The sequence below is a fragment of the Streptomyces sp. NPDC091289 genome (assembly GCF_044757365.1).
In the GTDB taxonomy this organism is placed as follows: domain Bacteria; phylum Actinomycetota; class Actinomycetes; order Streptomycetales; family Streptomycetaceae; genus Streptomyces.
The window spans coordinates 211,352-228,593 of sequence record NZ_JBIVUT010000010.1 but is presented as its reverse complement, the minus strand read 5'-3'; the positions used below and the strand labels follow the sequence as shown (position 1 = coordinate 228,593).

Sequence of the window (17,242 nt, the reverse complement as noted above, 5' to 3'; positions counted from 1 at the left end):
GCACATCGTCCGTGGGGCTCCGGCCGGCGGACTCGACGAATCTCTTGCGAAGCCACGGGAAGCGATGTCTGTCACGCTAGATGGGGATAATTCGGTGTCGGTTCCGCAGCGCGTCCGCCGGTTGTTCCACGGGCCGCGCCCGGAATCCGTACCGACGCTCGTCGGTACCGCCTGCACCGTCGTCGGGCTGATCGACATCGCCGCCGGGGTCTTCCCCCGCTTCCGGCACAGTCGGATGCACACCGTCGCCGAAGTGCTCCCCGGCGCGCTCGGCCCGTTCGCCGCCGCGCTCTCGCTGAGCGCGGGCATGCTCCTGCTGCTGCTCGCGCACGGGCTGAAGCGGCGCAAACGGCGGGCCTGGCGGGCGGCGGTGGCCCTGCTGCCCGCGGGGGCCGTGGCCCAGTTCGCGTACCGCCACTCGATCGTCGGGGTGCTCGTCTCGCTGACGCTCTGCTGGCTGCTGCTGCGCCACCGGGACCAGTTCCGGGCGCTGCCCGACCCGCGCAGCCGCTGGCGCGCGCTCGCCAACTTCGTCCTGCTCGGGGCCGGTTCGCTGGGGCTCGGGCTGATCATCGTCAGCGTCCACCCCGGCCGGGTCGTCGGAGACCCGTCCATCGCCGACCGCCTCCAGCACGTGCTGTACGGCCTGTTCGGCGTCGAGGGGCCCGTCGACTACGCCGGGCGGACCACCTGGACCGTGGCCTACTCGCTGGGCGCGCTCGGCCTGCTGACCGCCGTCACCACCATCTACCTCGCCTTCCGCCCCGAGCACCCGGCCGCCCGCCTCACCGAGGACGACGAGAGCCGGCTGCGGGCCCTGCTGGAGCGGCACGGCGGCCGGGACTCGCTCGGCCACTTCGCGCTCCGCCGCGACAAGGGCGTCGTCTTCTCCCCCAGCGGCAAGGCGGCCGTCTGCTACCGGGTCGTCTCCGGGGTGATGCTGGCCGGCGGCGACCCGATCGGGGACGTGGAGGCCTGGCCGGGTGCGATCGAGCGCTTCATGGACGAGGCGCAGGCGCACTCCTGGACCCCCGCCGTGATGGGCTGCAGCGAGACCGGCGGCCAGGTCTGGACCCGCGAGACCGGCCTCACCGCCCTGGAACTGGGCGACGAGGCGGTGGTGGACGTAGCGGATTTCTCCCTCTCCGGGCGCGCCATGCGGAACGTGCGCCAGATGGTCAAGCGCATCGAGCGCGGCGGCTACGAGACCCGGGTCCGGCGGGCACGTGACATCGGCGACACCGAGCTGGACCGGATCCGCCGCGCCGCCGCCGACTGGCGCGGCACCGACACCGAACGCGGCTTCTCCATGGCGCTGGGCCGGATCGGCGACCCGGCCGACGGCGACTGCGTGATCGCCACCGCCCACCTGCCGGGCTCCGAGGACGGGCCGCACGGCGACCTGAAGGCCGTCCTCCACTTCGTCCCCTGGGGGAAGGACGGGATGTCCCTGGAGCTGATGCGCCGCGACCGCTCGGCCGACCCCGGCATGAACGAGCTGCTGATCGTCGCCGCCCTCCAGGCCGCCGGGAAGCTCGACGTCGCCCGGGTCTCGCTGAACTTCGCGATGTTCCGCTCCGCGCTGGCCCGCGGCGAGCGGCTCGGCGCGGGACCGGTGCTGCGCTGCTGGCGCGGGCTCCTGATCTTCCTCTCGCGCTGGTTCCAGATCGAGTCGCTGTACAAGTTCAACGCCAAGTTCCAGCCCCGCTGGGAGCCCCGCTTCGTGGTCTTCCGCACCAGCCGCGACCTGCCCCGCATCGGGATCGCGGCGATGCGGGCGGAGGGCTTCGTGAACTTCTCGCTGCCCCGGCCGTTCCGCTCACGGGGCCCGCGCCCGTGCGGCCACGCCCCGCGTACGCCGTCGGAGCACACGGTGAGCGCGGCATGAGCGCGGCACACAGGGTCCACGGCAGGTCCTAGTCTGGTCGTATGAGTACGTCACGCACGCGGGGCACGGTCCGAGGACTGCCGGAGTGGGACCGCTGTGCGGTCATGGGGGTCGTCAACGTGACGCCCGACTCCTTCTCCGACGGCGGCCGCTGGTTCGACACCACGGCCGCGGTCAAGCACGGTCTGCACCTGGTCTCCGAGGGTGCGGACCTGGTGGACGTGGGCGGTGAGTCGACCCGCCCGGGCGCCAGCCGGGTGGACGAGGCCGAGGAGCTGCGCCGGGTCGTCCCGGTCGTCAAGGGGCTGGCCTCCGAGGGCGTCACCGTCTCCGTGGACACCATGCGCGCCCGCGTCGCCGAGCAGGCCGTCGCCGCCGGGGCCGCCCTGGTCAACGACGTCAGCGGCGGCCTCGCCGACCCCGACATGATCCCGGCCGTCGCCGCCGCCGAGGTCCCGTTCGTCGTGATGCACTGGCGCGGCTTCAGCGAGTCGATGAACAGCCGCGCGGTGTACGGGGACGTCGTCGCCGAGGTCCTCGACGAGCTGCGGCAGCGGATGGACGCGGTGATCGCGGGCGGGGTCGCCCCGGAGCGCGTCGTGATCGACCCCGGCCTCGGCTTCGCGAAGGACGCCGGCCACGATCTGTCGCTGGTCGCGCACCTGGCCGACCTGCACGTACTGGGCCGCCCGCTGCTGGTGGCCGCCTCCCGCAAGCGTTTCCTCGGACACGTCCTGGCCGGTCCGGGCTCGGCCCCGCCGCCGCCCGCCCGCGAACGGGACGCGGCGACCGCGGCCGTCTCCGCGCTGTCCTCGGCGGCCGGCGCCTGGGCGGTCCGGGTCCACGAGGTACGGGCCACCGCCGACGCCGTCCGCGTCGCCCGCGCGGTCGAGGGAGCCGCGTGAACGAGGAACACGCACAGGCCGCCGCCGACATCGCGGAGGTCGAAGCGGCCAACACCGCCTTCTACGAGGCGCTGGAACGCGGCGACCACGACGCGCTCACCGCCGCCTGGCTGCCGGGCGAGGACCTCACCGTCTCCTGCGTCCACCCGGGCTGGCCGGTGCTCACGGGCCGGGGCGAGGTGCTGCGCAGTTACGCCCTGATCATGGCGAACACCGAGTACATCCAGTTCTTCCTGACCGACGTCAACGTCTCGATGACCGGCGACACCGCTCTGGTGACCTGCACCGAGAACATCCTCAGCGGCGGCCCCGCCGAGGAGGGCAACGCGCTGGGCCCGCTCGTGGGCCAGCTGGTCGTCGCCACGAACGTGTTCCGGCGCACCGCCGACGGCTGGAAGCTCTGGTCCCACCACGGGTCACCCGTCCTGACGGAATCCGATGAGGACGACGACGAGGAAACACCCTCCTGAGGAGGAAACACCCTCCCGAGTGGGTACGGGACCGATAGGGATTGGAACCGGCGCCCACCGGGTATGGGCGGCTATCAGCCAGGTGAGGCGCTGTCCGAGGCCCCCACGGGCGAGCACTGTCGGTGCTCGCAGGTAGATTCGGAAAAAGGCACCTCGCCGCCCGCACGCGGCCGGGTGCCTCTCGACCAACGACAGCAGGAGTGATTCGCGTGGATCGTGTCGCGCTGCGCGGCCTCAAGGCCCGTGGGCACCATGGTGTCTTCCCCCGGGAGCGGGAAGAGGGCCAGACCTTCATCGTCGACCTGGTGCTCGGCCTCGACACCCGCCCCGCGGCAGCCACCGACGACCTGGCCCGCACCGTGCACTACGGCGTGGTGGCCGAGGAGGTCGTCGACGTGGTGACCGGTGAACCCGTCGATCTGATCGAGACGCTCGCCGAGCGCATCGCCCAGCAGTGCCTGAAGCACGAAGGCGTCCAGGAGGTCGAGGTGGTGGTGCACAAGCCGGACGCGCCGATCACCGTCCCCTTCGACGACGTGACCATCACCATCACCCGGAGCCGAGCATGACTGCATTTTCCACCGAAGGGCAGAGCGACCCGACCGTACAGCCGGTCCCGACCGCCGTCGTCCGGCAGGTGGACGCCGCGGACGTCACGCTCTCCAACCCCAAGATGGCCGTGATCGCCCTCGGCTCCAACCTGGGCAACCGCCTGGAGACCCTCCAGGGGGCCGTCGACGCCCTGGAGGACACCCCGGGCCTGCGGGTCAAGGCCGTCTCCCCGGTGTACGAGACGGAGCCCTGGGGCGTCGAGGCGAACTCCCAGCCCTCGTACTTCAACGCGGTCATCCTCGTGAAGACGACGCTGCCCCCCGCCTCCCTGCTGGAGCGCGGCCAGGCCGTCGAGGAGGCCTTCGACCGGGTCCGCGAGGAGCGCTGGGGCCCGCGCACCATCGACGTCGACATCGTGGCGTACGCCGACGTCCTCTCCGACGACCCGGTGCTCACGCTCCCCCACCCGCGCGCCCACGAGCGGGCCTTCGTCCTCGCCCCCTGGCACGACGTGGACCCCGAGGCCCAGCTGCCCGGCGCCGGGCCGGTGGCCCAGCTGCTCGCCGAGGTCGGCCGCGACAGCGTGCTGCCCCGCGCCGACCTGGAACTGCGCCTGCCGGAGTAATCGTTAGGGTCTGTCGTTTGGATCAGGCCGGATCAGGGAGCGGGGTCCGGTGCGTGCAGCTGCAAGGCGGAGGAGGGAGTCACTGCGGAGCATTGGCGACTGACGACAACGCCGCAGATGCGCGTGCCGGGGCCCGCGAGCCCGGCCTGATCCAAACGACAGGCCCTAAGCTCGACGGACGGTGGTCCGGCACACGGCCGGACCGGGCACAGGCGGCGCGAAGGGCGGCTCACTCGGTGAAGCAACTACGGCTCGGGGTGCTGGCGGGCCTCTTCACCGCCGCCGGTGTCCTCTCCTGGGGCGGAGCCCGCCTCTGGGACTCCCTCGGCACCCTGCCGAGCGTCCCGCTGGCCGCGTCGATCGTGCTCGCCGTCATCGCGGCGATCCTCCTCGCGACCGCCCTCTCCACCCGCGCCCGCCTCCGCGCCCAGCGCGAACGCCGCCCCGGCGCCAAGGGCGTGGAGCCCCTGTTCGCGGCCCGCGCGGTCGTCTTCGGCCAGGCGAGCGCCCTGGTCGCCGCCCTGGTCGCCGGAGTGTACGGCGGCACCGGCGTCTTCCTCCTGAGCTACCTCGACATCCCGCCCCGCCGCGACCAGGCCATCTACGCGGGCGCGGCGGTGGTGGCCGGCATCGCGGTCATCGCGACCGCCCTCTTCCTGGAGCGCGTCTGCCGCCTCCCGGAGGACGGCAACGACCACGACGGCACGGGCGCGGCAGCCGCCTAGAGCGGTCGCCGCGCCGGGTCACGCCGCCTCGCGAGCCAGGTGCCCGTTCACCAGAAACGTGGGATGCGGCCGGAGACGGTATCCGTACAGGGTGAACGGCTTGCCCGGCGCGGTGCGCGGCCGTACGGACTCGACCGTCACCCAGCTCGATTCCACCGGATCGGCGTCGTGATGCTCCGGCCGGAACGTGCCGCGGGCCGCCCAGCGGTCCACTACGGTCAGATGCGACGCCAGGCCCTTCCTGGCGGGAGTGAACCGCGCCCCGATGATCGCGGCCAGGTCGACGAGAAACGGCACGTTGGCGCTGACCAGAGTCCGGCCGGCCCAGTGCTTGGCCCGGCACCCGTCGCCGTCCGCGTATCCGTCCAGGAAGCCGTCGAAGACCTCCCGGTCCCGCAGCACCACTCGGGGAAACCCCTGCCGCAAGTGGTGCGCGTCACCACCCACGTACTGGCGCAGCGCGTCGGAGAGGTAGGAGGACACCACGCGCACCCGGAAGCCCGGGATGTCCCGGCCCAGGTACCCGGAGGGCCGCGTCACGGGCTGGGGCCTGGCCTCCAGACCTGTCGCCTCGGTGAGACTTCGCGCGTAGCGGGTGGCGAACGCTTCGTCGTTCACCACGAGCGAGACGTAGTTCCTGCCCACCGTGCCGTCCGCGCAGGTAGCACCCACGAAGTAGCCGAACGCGTATCCCACGCGGAACGTGAACCGTTCGCGGCAGAGCTTGCGGGCGTGCGTCCACGCGACGGCACTGCCCGCCGCATCCCCGGCGCGGGTCCAGCCGTCCGGTGTGGCCAGCAGGAGATCCGGAGCCGCTGTGAAGGCCGCGTGGCTCGTGACGACTTCCACGGCCGATCGCACCTTGACCGCCGTCACGTCCGTGACCGTGGTCTGCGCCGCACGGGATCCGTCCAGCGTCCACAGCCTGGTACCGACGCCTATGCCCCGGGCCCGGAGGCGCCCTCCCACCGCGTTCACGGTCTGCCTGCTGGGTAACCCGTAACTCATGCGACGCTCCTCGGCCCGTTCACCATCACAGGCCGAGGAGCGTATCGGGCACCACTGACAAAGCGGGCTAGCGCGCCAGTATCAGGCTCATGGCCTCCGCCCGGGTCGAGGCGTCCCGCAGCTGACCGCGTACGGCCGACGTCGTGGTCTTCGCCCCGGGCTTGCGGATGCCTCGGACGGACATGCACATGTGCTCCGCCTCGATCACCACGATCGCGCCCCGCGCCTCCAGGATCCTCATGAGCGAGTCCGCCACCTGCGTGGTGAGCCGTTCCTGCACCTGGGGCCTGCGGGCGAAGACATCCACCAGTCGGGCCAGCTTCGACAGGCCGGTGATCTTCCCAGTGTCGGCCGGGATGTACCCGACGTGCGCGACACCATGGAAGGGCAGGAGGTGGTGTTCGCAGAGCGACATGATCTCGATGTCCTTCACGAGGACCATCTCGTCGTGCCCCAGGTCGAAGGTCGTGGTGAGCACGTCCTCGGGCTCCTGGCGCAGGCCCGCCAGAATCTCCTTGTACGCCCGCGCCACCCGCCCCGGCGTCTCCCGCAGGCCCTCGCGGTCCGGGTCCTCTCCAACGGCGATCAGCAGTTCGCGTACGGCCGCCTCGGCCCGCTTCTCGTCGAATTCGCCGATCGAACCCTGGCCGTCCAGCGTCACCGGGTCGGTCATCTGTGCCTCGTTCCTCTGTGCTGTCCCCTGCGCGGGTTCGCGCTCGGACCTCGCAGGCATACGGAAAAGCCGCGCCCCCACAGGCTAAAACCTGGGGGGCGCGGCATCCATTCCGGGACCGGGTCGGCCCCCGTGACGGGGGTCTCACCGGAGTCGGTCCGGGACTAGCTCTCGGGACGCTCCTCGGGGATCGCCTCGGTGGACGGGGCGATGTCCTTCGTCAGGTCCGTCGGGGCGATCTCCGGCGGGGTGGCCGAACCATTGGCGGTCGAAGCGCCGTTGGTGAGGGCCAGCTCCTTGGGAGAGAGCACCGGGGGCCGCGTCGACGGGGTGCGTCGGGCGGATCCGGTCCATGCCGGGCGGGCGGGGCGCCGGACGAGCGGGGCGAAGATCTCCGCGATCTCGTCCTTGCCCAGCGTCTCCTTCTCCAGCAGTTCGAGCACCAGGGCGTCGAGGATGTCGCGGTTCTCGACGAGGATCTCCCACGCGTCGTTGTGGGCGGTCTCGATGAGCTTCTTGACCTCCTCGTCGACCAGTGCCGCGACCTCTTCCGAGTAGTCGCGCTGGTGGCCCATCTCGCGGCCCAGGAAGGGCTCCGAGTTGTCGCCGCCGAACTTGATCGCGCCGAGCCGCTCCGTCATGCCGTACTGCGTGACCATCGCGCGGGCCGTTGCCGTGGCCTTCTCGATGTCGTTCGCGGCGCCGGTGGTCGGGTCGTGGAAGACCAGCTCCTCGGCCGCACGCCCGCCCAGCATGTACGCCAGCTGGTCGAGCATCTCGTTGCGGGTCGTGGAGTACTTGTCCTCCTCCGGGAGCACCATCGTGTAACCGAGGGCGCGGCCGCGGGAGAGGATCGTGATCTTGTGGACCGGGTCCGACTGGGGGGAGGCCGCCGCGACCAGGGCGTGTCCGCCCTCGTGGTACGCGGTGATCTTCTTTTCCTTCTCGGACATGATCCGGGTCCGCTTCTGCGGGCCCGCCACGACGCGGTCGATGGCCTCGTCGAGACTCTCGTTGTCGATGAGCTTCTTGTTGCTGCGCGCCGTCAGGAGCGCGGCCTCGTTGAGCACGTTCGACAGGTCGGCGCCGGTGAAGCCGGGCGTGCGTCGGGCGACGGCGCCGAGGTCGACGCCCTCCGCCACGGGCTTGCCCTTCTGGTGCACCTTGAGGATCTCCAGCCGGCCCTGCATGTCCGGGCGGTCGACCGCGATCTGCCGGTCGAAGCGTCCCGGGCGCAGCAGAGCCGGGTCGAGGATGTCCGGGCGGTTCGTGGCGGCGATCAGGATGACGCCGCCCTTCACGTCGAACCCGTCCATCTCGACGAGCAGCTGGTTGAGCGTCTGCTCGCGCTCGTCGTGACCGCCGCCCATGCCGGCGCCGCGGTGGCGGCCGACGGCGTCGATCTCGTCGACGAAGACGATCGCCGGGGCGTTCGCCTTGGCCTGCTCGAAGAGGTCGCGCACCCGGGAGGCGCCGACGCCGACGAACATCTCGACGAAGTCGGAACCGGAGATCGAGTAGAACGGCACGCCCGCTTCGCCGGCGACGGCGCGTGCGAGCAGCGTCTTGCCCGTACCGGGCGGCCCGTAGAGCAGGACGCCCTTGGGGATCTTGGCGCCGACGGCCTGGAACTTCGCCGGCTCCTGGAGGAACTCCTTGATCTCGTGGAGTTCTTCGACCGCCTCGTCGGATCCGGCCACATCGGAGAAGGTCGTCTTGGGGGTGTCCTTGGTGATCAGCTTGGCCTTGGACTTGCCGAACTGCATGACCTTGGAACCGCCGCCCTGCATCTGATTCATCAGAAACAGGAAGACGACCACGATGAGGACGAAGGGCAGCAGCGAGAGCAGGATCGAGATGAACGGGGACTGCTTCGACGGCGAGACGGTGTAACCCTTCTCGATGTCACCGTTCTCGAACTTCTGCTGCAGCGTGTTGGCGAGCTCGACGCCCTGGTTGCCGATGTAGCTCGCCTGGAACTTGTTGCCGGACTCGCCTTCGAGCTTCTGGCCGTCCTTCAGCTGGATCTTGAGGATTTGTTCGTCACCGGTGGTGAGCTTGGCCTCTTCCACCTGGTTCTTACTGATCGCCTGGATCACCTTGCCGGTGTCCACCGTCTTGTGGCCGCCAGACGAGCCGACGACCTGCATCAACACGACCACGGCGAGGACGGCCAGCACGATCCACATGACCGGCCCACGGAAGTATCGCTTCACGTCCATCCATACGGAGCGAAGACGCCCCGTCCCTCCTGCCCGTAGGTAAATGCTGCTGTTTGAAAAGACTGTTCTTCGGACGGTACCCCAGCATCGTCACCCGCGACTGCCGGGTACGACGGAGAAACCTGCTTTCGAAGCTCCAACGGCCCGAGGGCGGCGAGGGTTCCCCGGCGGGTCGGCCGGGGTCAGCCGCCGTAGACGTGCGGGGCGAGCGTGCCGACGAAGGGCAGGTTGCGGTACTTCTCCGCGTAGTCCAGCCCGTAGCCGACGACGAACTCGTTGGGGATGTCGAAACCGATCCACTTCACATCGATCGCGACCTTTGCGGCATCCGGCTTGCGCAGCAGGGTGCAGACCTCGAGCGAGGCCGGCTCCCGGGAGCCCAGGTTGGACAGCAGCCAGGACAGTGTCAGCCCGGAGTCGATGATGTCCTCGACGATCAGGACGTGCTTGCCCTTGATGTCGGTGTCGAGGTCCTTGAGGATCCGGACGACGCCCGAGGACTGCGTGCCCGCCCCGTACGAGGAGACGGCCATCCAGTCCATCGTGACGGGGGTGGACAGCGCGCGCGCCAGGTCCGCCATGACCATCACCGCGCCCTTGAGGACGCCGACGAGGAGCAGGTCCTTGCCCGCGTACTCCGCGTCGATCTTCGCGGCCAGTTCGACGAGCTTCGCGTCGATCTCTTCCTTGGTGAGGAGCACCGACTGAAGGTCGGTACCCATGTCCTTCTCGTTCACCCACGTCTCTTTCTCTGCCTGCCGGCCCGGGGCGCGCCCCGGGCCGGGCCGGCTGTTCGCCTGCACTTCAGCCGCTTGCGCGTCAGCTCTGCCGAATGACCAGTCTGCCACCCTGCCGCATCGCCTCGACGCGGCCGGGCAGGTTGATGGCCCGCTGGCCGCGCCAGCCGGTGATCAGGCGGTCGACTTCTTCGAGGTGCCGGGCGAAGAGGGAGCCGGCGGGCGCCCCGGCCTCGATCAGTGCGCGGCGCAGCACCCGGCGGCGTACCGCGGGCGGCAGGACGTAGAGCTTGGCGCACTCCAGGCGGCCGGTGTCGTCGCGTACGGAGAGCTCGGCCTCGGCGGCCCAGGTGTCCAGGGCGTCGGCGTCGTCGCGGGAGAGCTGGGCGGTGCGGGCGAGGGCTTCGACGACGCCTTTGCCGAGCGCCTTCTCGAGGGCGGGCAGGCCTTCGTGGCGGAGCCGGGAGCGGGTGTAGGCGGGGTCGATGTTGTGCGGGTCGTCCCAGACGGGCAGGGACTGGACCAGGCAGGCCTTGCGGGCGGTCTGCCGGTCGAGCTGGAGGAAGGGGCGGCGGTAGCGGCCGGCCGGTCCGGAGGCGGCGGCCATGCCGGAGAGCGAGCGGATGCCGGAGCCGCGGGCGAGGCCGAGGAGGACGGTCTCGGCCTGGTCGTCGCGGGTGTGGCCGAGGAGGACGGCGGCGGCGCCGTGGCGTTCGGCGGCGGCGTCCAGCGCGGCGTAGCGGGCGTCGCGGGCGGCGGCCTCGGGGCCGCCCTCGCGTCCGACGTGCACGGCGACGGCCTCGACGGGGTCGAGGTCCATGGCGGTGAGCCGGGTGACGACCTCGGCGGCGCGGAGATCCGATCCCGGCTGGAGGTTGTGGTCGACGGTGATGCCGCCGGCCCGGACGGCGAGTTTGCGGGCCTCGAACGCGAGCGCGGAGGCGAGCGCCATGGAGTCGGCGCCGCCGGAGCAGGCGACGAGCACGAGTGGGGTGTCGGGCCGTTCGGGGAGTGCTGTGCGGGGGCTGCCCGCGGCGCCGGCCTCGGCGTAGCGGGAGCGGGCGGCGTGCGCGGGGCGCCTCGCCGCTTCGGCGGGCCGGTCGTGGCCGTCGTGCCGGTGGAATTCGGTGAGTACGTCGTGGAGTACGCGGCGGACCGCCAGGCGTATCGCCGCGACCGCAGGATGGGGACCCATGTCCGGTGCCCTTCGTGGAGTTCGGGAGGAGCGTCGAGCGCCGGAACGCGTGAGTCCCGTCACTCAGAGTGCGTCGATGGTGACAGAGGCAAGCTGTTCATCGAGCATTGCACGCCTTCCCATGCCCCTATGGTCCCTCGGATGGGTGATTGGAGGGCCAATTTCCGCCTGCGGGACGGCTGGAGGTCAGGATTCGGCCTTACGGTGCACCCGCGCGACCCAGTCGGCGGGCTTGGCGATCTCGGCCTTGGTCGGCAGGGTGTTCGGTGAGGTCCACACGCGGTTGAAGCCGTCCATGCCGACCTCTTCGACGACCGATCGTACGAACTTCTCGCCGTCCTTGTACTGCCGGAGCTTGGCGTCCAGGCCGAGGAGCTTGCGCAGGGCCTGGTCGAGGCGGCCCGCGCCCTGGGCGCGGCGCTGCTGGAACTTCTCCCGGATCTCGGCGACGGAGCCGACGACCTCGGGGCCCACGCCGTCCATCACGAAGTCGGCGTGGCCCTCCAGGAGGGACATGACGGCGGTGAGGCGGCCGAGCACCTCGCGCTGGGCGGGGGTCTGGACGATGTCGACGAGGCTGCGGCCGCCGTCCTCGCCCTGTTCGCCCTCGGGGCGTCCGGCGCCGGAGAGGGACTGGGCGGCCTCGCGGAGCCGCTCCACGAAGGTCATCGGGTCGACGTCGGTCTCGTCGAGGAACGTCTGGATCTCGCCCTGGAGGTGGTCGCGGAGCCAGGGCACGCCGGTGAACTGGGTGCGGTGGGTCTCCTCGTGGAGGGCGACCCAGAGCCGGAAGTCGTGCGGGTCGACGTCCAGCTCGCGTTCGACGTGGACGATGTTCGGGGCGACGAGGAGCAACCGGCCGCCGCCGTTGGCGGAGGCGGGGAGGTCGCGGGTGGCGGGGGCGAAGGTCTCGTACTGGCCGAGCACCCGGGAGGCGAGGAACGAGAGCAGCATGCCCAGTTCGACGCCGGTGACCTTGCCGCCGACCGCGCCGAGGACGACGCCGCCGGGTCCGCCGGAGCGGCGGCTCTCCATCTTGGTGAGCAGGGGGCGCAGCAGTTCGCGGAAGCCGGCGACGTTGGCCTTGATCCAGCCGGCCCGGTCGACGACGAGGACGGGGGTGTCCTCGGGTTCGGTCCCCTCGGGGATCATCCGGGTGAAGAGCCGGACGTGTTCCTCCGAGGCCTTGGCGTGCCGCCGGAGCTCCGCGACGACGGCACGGGCCTCCTCGCGGCTGATGTCGGGCCCGGGCCTCACCAGTCGGGTCGCGGTCGCGACCGCGAGGTTCCAGTCGACCATCTCTGCACCACCGATGCTCGTCATGCGTCAACCGTACGTGAGGCCTTCGCCCGGCGGTGGGGTGTTGGGCGCTCTTCGGGTGCCGGGGGCTCAGCCCGCCGGTCCTGCGAGTGCGGTGGCCAGGGCGTCGAGGGCGGCTTCGGCGTCGGGGGCGGATTCGGTGCCGGAGGCGAGGAAGGCGAAGGCGAGGAGCCGGCCCCGCGGGTCGACGACGGTTCCGGCGAGGGAGTTGACGCCGCGCAGGGTGCCGGTCTTGGCGCGGATCAGGCCGGTGCCCCCGGAGCTCTTCTCGTAGCGGGCGTCGAGGGTGCCGCTGAAGCCGGCGACCGGGAGGCCGGTGAGGACGGGGCGCAGTCCGGGGCGGTCGGGGTCGGCGGCGCGGGCGAGGAGGGCGGTGAGGAGGGCGGGGGTGACCCGGTCCTCGCGGTCCAGGCCGCTGCCGTCGGCGAGGTGGGCGCCGGCGACCGGGACCCGGAGCTTCTTGAGTTCGTTGGTGACGGCGCGGCGGGCTCCGGCGAACGAGGCGCTCTCGCCCTTGGCGATGGCGGTCTGCCGGGCGAGGGCCTCGGCGATGTCGTTGTCGCTGTTGGTGAGGGTGCGTTCGACGAGGGCGGAGAGCGGGGCCGAGTGGTGGGTGGCGACGGTGCGGGCCTTGTCGGCCGGGCGGGCCTCGCGGGGGGCGCCGGTGACCTTGACCCCGGCCTTCTTCAGCTGGGCGGCGAAGGCGCGGGCGGCGTCGCCCGCGGGGTCCTCGCTGCGCTCGGCGGTGCCGCGGTCGGTGTCGTCGAGGCGGCCCTCGTTCACCATCAGGGCGGTGACGGGGGCGATGTTCTCGTTGGGGCTGATCGGGTGGAGGACGGGGCCGGTGTAGCGGGAGGTGTCGTACGTGAGCCGTACGGAGGTGCCGTCCTCCTCGCGCAGGGCCTCGGCGGCCTCGGTGGCCATCGCGCGCAGGGCCGCCCTGCTGAGCGTGGGGTCGCCGCCGCCGACGAGGGTGAGGGTGCGGGAGTCGGGGGAGAGCGCGGCGGTGGTGGCGATGCGGTGGTCGGGGCCCAGGACGGAGAGCGCCGCGGTGGTGGTGGCGATCTTGACGGTGGAGGCCGGGGTCAGGGCGGTGTCGGCGCCGTGGCCGTACAGCTGCTTGCCGGTGGCGGTGTCGACGACGGACGCGGCGACCTCGGTGCCGAGTGCGGGCACGCCGATGAGCGGGGCGAGGGTGTCGCGGAGCGCGGCGGGGTCCTGGGGGGCGTCGTGGGTGGTGGTGCCGAGGGCGGGCAGGACGGGCGGGGCGCTGGGGGCCGGGCGGGGGTCGTCGGGCGTCGGGCGTCCGTGATGTGCGCCACCTGTGCGGTCCGCGGTGACGGCGAGTGCCCGCTCGGCCTTACGCTGACCGTTGTCCCAGGGGCCGGCGGCGAGGACGGCGCCGGTGGCGACGACCAGGCCGAGCGTGGCGGAGCCTGCGATGACCTGCCAGGTGTACGACCCGTTGTGTCTGTTCTTCAGGACCTTCAGCCTGCCCCACGGGTCCGACGGGCGCATCGACGGTCTTTCCACCGGCTCGGCCACCGTTGACCAGCCCCTTTCGCGAGCACTCTTCTGCGTGGGGGACACTTAATCACCAGTCGTATGTGTTGATCATGGAGGAGCCACCCGTGGAGTTCGACGTCACCATCGAGATCCCGAAGGGTTCGCGGAACAAGTACGAGGTGGACCACGAGACCGGTCGGATCCGCCTGGACCGTCGACTCTTCACCTCGACCAGCTACCCGGCCGACTACGGCTTCGTCGAGAACACCCTCGGCGAGGACGGCGACCCGCTGGACGCGCTGGTCATTCTGGACGAGCCGACCTTCCCCGGTTGCCTCATCAAGTGCCGCGCCATCGGCATGTTCCGGATGACCGACGAGGCGGGCGGCGACGACAAGCTGCTCTGCGTCCCGGCGTCCGACCCGCGCGTCGAGCACCTGCGCGACATCCACCACGTGTCGGAGTTCGACCGCCTGGAGATCCAGCACTTCTTCGAGGTCTACAAGGACCTGGAGCCGGGCAAGTCCGTCGAGGGCGCCGACTGGGTCGGCCGTACCGAGGCGGAGGCCGAGATCGAGGCCTCGTACAAGCGTCTTGAGGCGCAGGGCGGCAAGCACTGACGTCCCTCTTCCGGTTCCGTTTGTGAGCCGGACGGCCGTACGGGAACGGGCGGCACACCTTCGCGGGTGTGCCGCCCGTTTCGCTGTCCGCACTCCTGCGCGTGCGGGGCCCATGCCGGTGGCCATACTGGGCAGACGTGCGGCGGGAGACACCCCCAGTGATGTGCGGTCGAGGAGGAACGAGGTCGAGTGGTGGCGGAATCGGGCGGTCCTGAGGACCAGAAGCCCCAGTCCGACGAGGCGCGGAGCGCTTTCTCTCCGCCCGCGGGGACGATGCATCCGGTGTCGCCGCCCGAGGAGGACCACCCGACGTCGGAGTTCGCGCTGCCGACCGGTGTGCACCAGGAACCGAGTGGTCCGGCCGCGTCGGGCGGCGGTTCCGGGGGCGGTTCGAACTCCGACACGCTGAGTTCCGCTTTCACGCCGCCGAGCACGTACAACGCCCAGCAGTCGCCGCCCGCGTTCACCCCGGCGCAGGGCATTCCGATGGTCAGGCTGACCAAGGAGGCGCCCTGGCAGGACCGGATGCGCACGATGCTGCGGATGCCGGTGACCGAGCGTCCGGCCGCGGAGTCCATCCAGCGCACCGACGACGAGACGGGCCCGGCGGTGCCGCGCGTGCTCGACCTGACGCTGCGTATCGGGGAGCTGCTGCTGGCGGGCGGTGAGGGCGCCGAGGACGTCGAGGCGGCGATGTTCGCGGTGACCCGTTCGTACGGTCTCGACCGCAGTGAGCCGACGGTCACGTTCACGCTGCTGTCCATCTCGCACCAGCCGTCGCTGGTCGACGACCCGGTGACGGCGAGCCGTACGGTACGTCGCCGGGGCACCGACTACACGCGGCTGGCGGCCGTGTTCCGGCTGGTCGACGACATCACGAGCACCGATGCCGACGTCTCGCTGGAGGAGGCCTACCGCCGTCTCGCGGAGATCCGCCGTAATCGCCACCCGTACCCGGGCTGGGTGCTGACGGCGGCCGCCGGGCTGCTGGCCGGTTCGGCCTCCGTGCTGGTCGGCGGCGGGTTCCTGGTGTTCATCGTGGCGGCGGCGGGCGCGATGCTCGGCGACCGGCTGGCGTGGCTGTGTGCCGGGCGCGGGCTGCCGGAGTTCTACCAGTTCACGGTGGCCGCGATGCCGCCGGCCGCGATGGGGGTGGCGCTGACGCTGACCCATTCGACGGACATCCGCCCGTCCGCGGTGATCACCGGTGGGCTGTTCGCGCTGCTGCCGGGGCGGGCGCTGGTGGCGGGGGTGCAGGACGGGCTGACCGGTTACTACATCACCGCGTCGGCCCGGCTCCTGGAGGTCATGTACTTCTTCATCGGGATCGTCGCGGGCGTGCTGATCATCCTGTACCTGGGGGTGCAGCTGGGGGCCCAGCTCAATCCCGAGGCCCAGTTCGTGGCCCATGACCGGCCGGTGATCCAGATCCTGGTGTCGATGTCGCTGAGCCTGGCCTTCGCGGTGCTGCTCCAGCAGGAGCGCTCGACGGTGCTGGCGGTCACGCTCAACGGCGGCGTGGCCTGGATCATCTTCGGGGCGATGGCCAGGACCGGGGACATCTCGCCGGTCGCGGCGACGGCGGTGGCGGCCGGTCTGGTGGGCCTGTTCGGCCAGCTGTTCTCGCGCTACCGGTTCCACTCCTCGCTGCCGTACATCACGGCGGCGATCGGGCCGCTGCTGCCGGGTTCGGCGACGTACTTCGGTCTGCTGGGCGTGGCCCAGAACGATGTGACCCGGGGGCTGACCTCGCTGTCGACGGCGGTCGCCACGGCGCTGGCCATCGCGATCGGGGTGAACCTGGGGAGCGAGATCTCGCGGCTGTTCATGGGGGTGCCGGGCGCGGTCGGCGGGGCGAGCCGGCGGGCGGCGAAGCGGACGCGCGGGTTCTGAGCCCAGCCGGGCGTCGTGTACGTACGAAGGCGCCCCTCCCGCAGGTCCGGGGAGGGGCGCCTTCGTCGCGTACGTACGCGGGGGGTGTCAGCGCTTGGCGTGGCGGCCGCGCTGGCCGGAGGCGGGGCCGTTGCCGCCCGCCGGGGGGCGGCCGGTGCCGTCGCCGCCGTCCCGTGCCTCGGCCGCGGCCGCCTTCTTGTTCTGGCTGCGGGCCCGCAGCACCTCGATCACGATCGGCACCACGGAGATCAGCACGATCAGGATGAGGATCATCTCGATGTGCTCGTGGACGAAGTCGATCTTGCCGAGCATCGCGCCGAGCACGGTGACGCCGACGCCCCAGAGGATCGCGCCGACGATGTTGTACGTGATGAAGGAGCGGTAGTTCATCCGGCTGACGCCCGCGATGATCGGCGTGAACGTGCGCACGATGGGCACGAAGCGCGCCAGGACCAGGGACTTCGGGCCGTGCTTCTCGAAGAACTCGTGGGCCTTCTCCACGTTCTCCTGCTTGAAGAGGCGGGAGTCGGGGCGCTTGAAGAGGGCCGGGCCGACCTTGCGGCCGAAGAGATAGCCCACCTGGTCGCCGACGATCGCGGCGACGGCGACCAGCGTGCAGACCAGCCAGAGCGGGTACTTCAGCTGTCCCGTGGTCACCAGCAGGCCCGTGGTGAACAGCAGCGAGTCGCCGGGCAGGAAGAACCCGATCAGGAGGCCGGACTCGGCGAAGACGATGAGGAGCAGGCCGGGGAGTCCGAACGTGTTGAGCAGATAGTCCGGGTCCAGCCAGCTCGGTCCGAGCGCAAGCGTATTCAAGGGTCCGGGCTCCAGGATGATGTGTGCGATGGCGGCGCTGTGGCTACCCCAAGCTATCAACGCCCGATGAACCCCCGTGGTTCCAGT

16 protein-coding genes are annotated in these 17,242 nt (G+C 71.2%); 8 read left to right on the top strand and 8 right to left on the bottom strand.

Annotated elements, in window-relative coordinates; translation table 11 throughout:
* Nucleotides 1–64: 64 nt before the first annotated feature.
* From ACIQPT_RS15805 to ACIQPT_RS15780, 6 genes are all read left to right on the top strand, one after another.
* On the top strand, nucleotides 65–1,888 hold the full coding sequence (locus ACIQPT_RS15805) for a phosphatidylglycerol lysyltransferase domain-containing protein (protein WP_401156275.1): 1,824 nt from the start codon (nucleotides 65–67) through the stop codon (nucleotides 1,886–1,888).
* Between the two features lie 104 nt (nucleotides 1,889–1,992).
* Entirely contained in the window at nucleotides 1,993–2,793 is an 801-nt protein-coding gene (gene folP / locus ACIQPT_RS15800) for a dihydropteroate synthase (protein ID WP_401156360.1), read from the top strand.
* Nucleotides 2,790–3,263 (top strand): nuclear transport factor 2 family protein, encoded by a 474-nt coding sequence (locus tag ACIQPT_RS15795; protein ID WP_401156273.1) that lies wholly within the window; start codon nucleotides 2,790–2,792, stop codon nucleotides 3,261–3,263. Before folP ends, ACIQPT_RS15795 begins: the two co-directional genes overlap by 4 nt.
* Before the next feature lie 209 nt (nucleotides 3,264–3,472).
* On the top strand, nucleotides 3,473–3,832 hold the full coding sequence (gene folB, locus ACIQPT_RS15790) for a dihydroneopterin aldolase (protein ID WP_003968268.1): 360 nt from the start codon (nucleotides 3,473–3,475) through the stop codon (nucleotides 3,830–3,832).
* The gene (gene folK, locus ACIQPT_RS15785) at nucleotides 3,829–4,440 is read left to right on the top strand and encodes a 2-amino-4-hydroxy-6-hydroxymethyldihydropteridine diphosphokinase (RefSeq protein ID WP_401156272.1); all 612 of its coding nucleotides are present in this window, start codon (nucleotides 3,829–3,831) and stop codon (nucleotides 4,438–4,440) included. Before folB ends, folK begins: the two co-directional genes overlap by 4 nt.
* 236 nt (nucleotides 4,441–4,676) lie before the next feature.
* Entirely contained in the window at nucleotides 4,677–5,165 is a 489-nt protein-coding gene (locus tag ACIQPT_RS15780; RefSeq protein WP_401156270.1) for a DUF3180 domain-containing protein, read from the top strand.
* Between the two features lie 18 nt (nucleotides 5,166–5,183).
* Here ACIQPT_RS15780 and ACIQPT_RS15775 read toward each other — a convergent pair whose 3' ends face one another.
* The 7 genes from ACIQPT_RS15775 to dacB form a co-directional block, all read right to left on the bottom strand.
* Nucleotides 5,184–6,173, bottom strand: coding sequence for a hypothetical protein (locus tag ACIQPT_RS15775; RefSeq protein ID WP_401156268.1), 990 nt, complete (start codon nucleotides 6,171–6,173; stop codon nucleotides 5,184–5,186).
* Nucleotides 6,174–6,240: 67 nt separating this feature from the next.
* A complete protein-coding gene (gene folE / locus ACIQPT_RS15770) occupies nucleotides 6,241–6,846 on the bottom strand; it encodes a GTP cyclohydrolase I FolE (protein ID WP_018514307.1) in 606 nt (201 codons plus the stop codon).
* Nucleotides 6,847–7,010: 164 nt separating this feature from the next.
* Nucleotides 7,011–9,068, bottom strand: coding sequence for an ATP-dependent zinc metalloprotease FtsH (ftsH, locus tag ACIQPT_RS15765; RefSeq protein ID WP_401156266.1), 2,058 nt, complete (start codon nucleotides 9,066–9,068; stop codon nucleotides 7,011–7,013).
* Between the two features lie 182 nt (nucleotides 9,069–9,250).
* A complete protein-coding gene (gene hpt / locus ACIQPT_RS15760) occupies nucleotides 9,251–9,790 on the bottom strand; it encodes a hypoxanthine phosphoribosyltransferase (RefSeq protein ID WP_030593143.1) in 540 nt (179 codons plus the stop codon).
* 97 nt (nucleotides 9,791–9,887) lie between these two features.
* Nucleotides 9,888–11,000, bottom strand: a complete 1,113-nt coding sequence (gene tilS / locus ACIQPT_RS15755; protein WP_401156264.1) for a tRNA lysidine(34) synthetase TilS — start codon at nucleotides 10,998–11,000, stop codon at nucleotides 9,888–9,890.
* Nucleotides 11,001–11,186: 186 nt separating this feature from the next.
* Nucleotides 11,187–12,323 (bottom strand): zinc-dependent metalloprotease, encoded by a 1,137-nt coding sequence (locus tag ACIQPT_RS15750; protein WP_401156262.1) that lies wholly within the window; start codon nucleotides 12,321–12,323, stop codon nucleotides 11,187–11,189.
* 66 nt (nucleotides 12,324–12,389) lie between these two features.
* Complete coding sequence (gene dacB, locus ACIQPT_RS15745; protein WP_401156261.1) at nucleotides 12,390–13,838, bottom strand: D-alanyl-D-alanine carboxypeptidase/D-alanyl-D-alanine-endopeptidase; 1,449 nt, start codon at nucleotides 13,836–13,838, stop codon at nucleotides 12,390–12,392.
* Nucleotides 13,839–13,951: 113 nt separating this feature from the next.
* Between dacB and ACIQPT_RS15740 the strand changes: the two genes are divergently transcribed.
* The gene (locus ACIQPT_RS15740) at nucleotides 13,952–14,446 is read left to right on the top strand and encodes an inorganic diphosphatase (RefSeq protein WP_018514302.1); all 495 of its coding nucleotides are present in this window, start codon (nucleotides 13,952–13,954) and stop codon (nucleotides 14,444–14,446) included.
* Nucleotides 14,447–14,635: 189 nt separating this feature from the next.
* Nucleotides 14,636–16,339, top strand: a complete 1,704-nt coding sequence (locus ACIQPT_RS15735; RefSeq protein WP_401156259.1) for a threonine/serine exporter ThrE family protein — start codon at nucleotides 14,636–14,638, stop codon at nucleotides 16,337–16,339.
* 87 nt (nucleotides 16,340–16,426) lie between these two features.
* Here ACIQPT_RS15735 and ACIQPT_RS15730 read toward each other — a convergent pair whose 3' ends face one another.
* A complete protein-coding gene (locus ACIQPT_RS15730) occupies nucleotides 16,427–17,155 on the bottom strand; it encodes a DedA family protein (RefSeq protein ID WP_401156258.1) in 729 nt (242 codons plus the stop codon).
* Nucleotides 17,156–17,242 lie beyond the last annotated feature (87 nt).

Bases quoted from the DNA above. Each gene is read 5' to 3' on its own strand.
- folE (WP_018514307.1), bottom strand. From the start codon at position 6,846: ATGACCGACCCGGTGACGCTGGACGGCCAGGGTTCGATCGGCGAATTC.
- ACIQPT_RS15775 (WP_401156268.1), bottom strand. From the start codon at position 6,173: ATGAGTTACGGGTTACCCAGCAGGCAGACCGTGAACGCGGTGGGAGGG.
- folK (WP_401156272.1), top strand. From the start codon at position 3,829: ATGACTGCATTTTCCACCGAAGGGCAGAGCGACCCGACCGTACAGCCG.
- folP (WP_401156360.1), top strand. From the start codon at position 1,993: ATGGGGGTCGTCAACGTGACGCCCGACTCCTTCTCCGACGGCGGCCGC.
- dacB (WP_401156261.1), bottom strand. From the start codon at position 13,838: ATGCGCCCGTCGGACCCGTGGGGCAGGCTGAAGGTCCTGAAGAACAGA.
- hpt (WP_030593143.1), bottom strand. From the start codon at position 9,790: ATGGGTACCGACCTTCAGTCGGTGCTCCTCACCAAGGAAGAGATCGAC.
- ACIQPT_RS15750 (WP_401156262.1), bottom strand. From the start codon at position 12,323: ATGACGAGCATCGGTGGTGCAGAGATGGTCGACTGGAACCTCGCGGTC.
- tilS (WP_401156264.1), bottom strand. From the start codon at position 11,000: ATGGGTCCCCATCCTGCGGTCGCGGCGATACGCCTGGCGGTCCGCCGC.
- ACIQPT_RS15805 (WP_401156275.1), top strand. From the start codon at position 65: ATGTCTGTCACGCTAGATGGGGATAATTCGGTGTCGGTTCCGCAGCGC.
- ftsH (WP_401156266.1), bottom strand. From the start codon at position 9,068: ATGGACGTGAAGCGATACTTCCGTGGGCCGGTCATGTGGATCGTGCTG.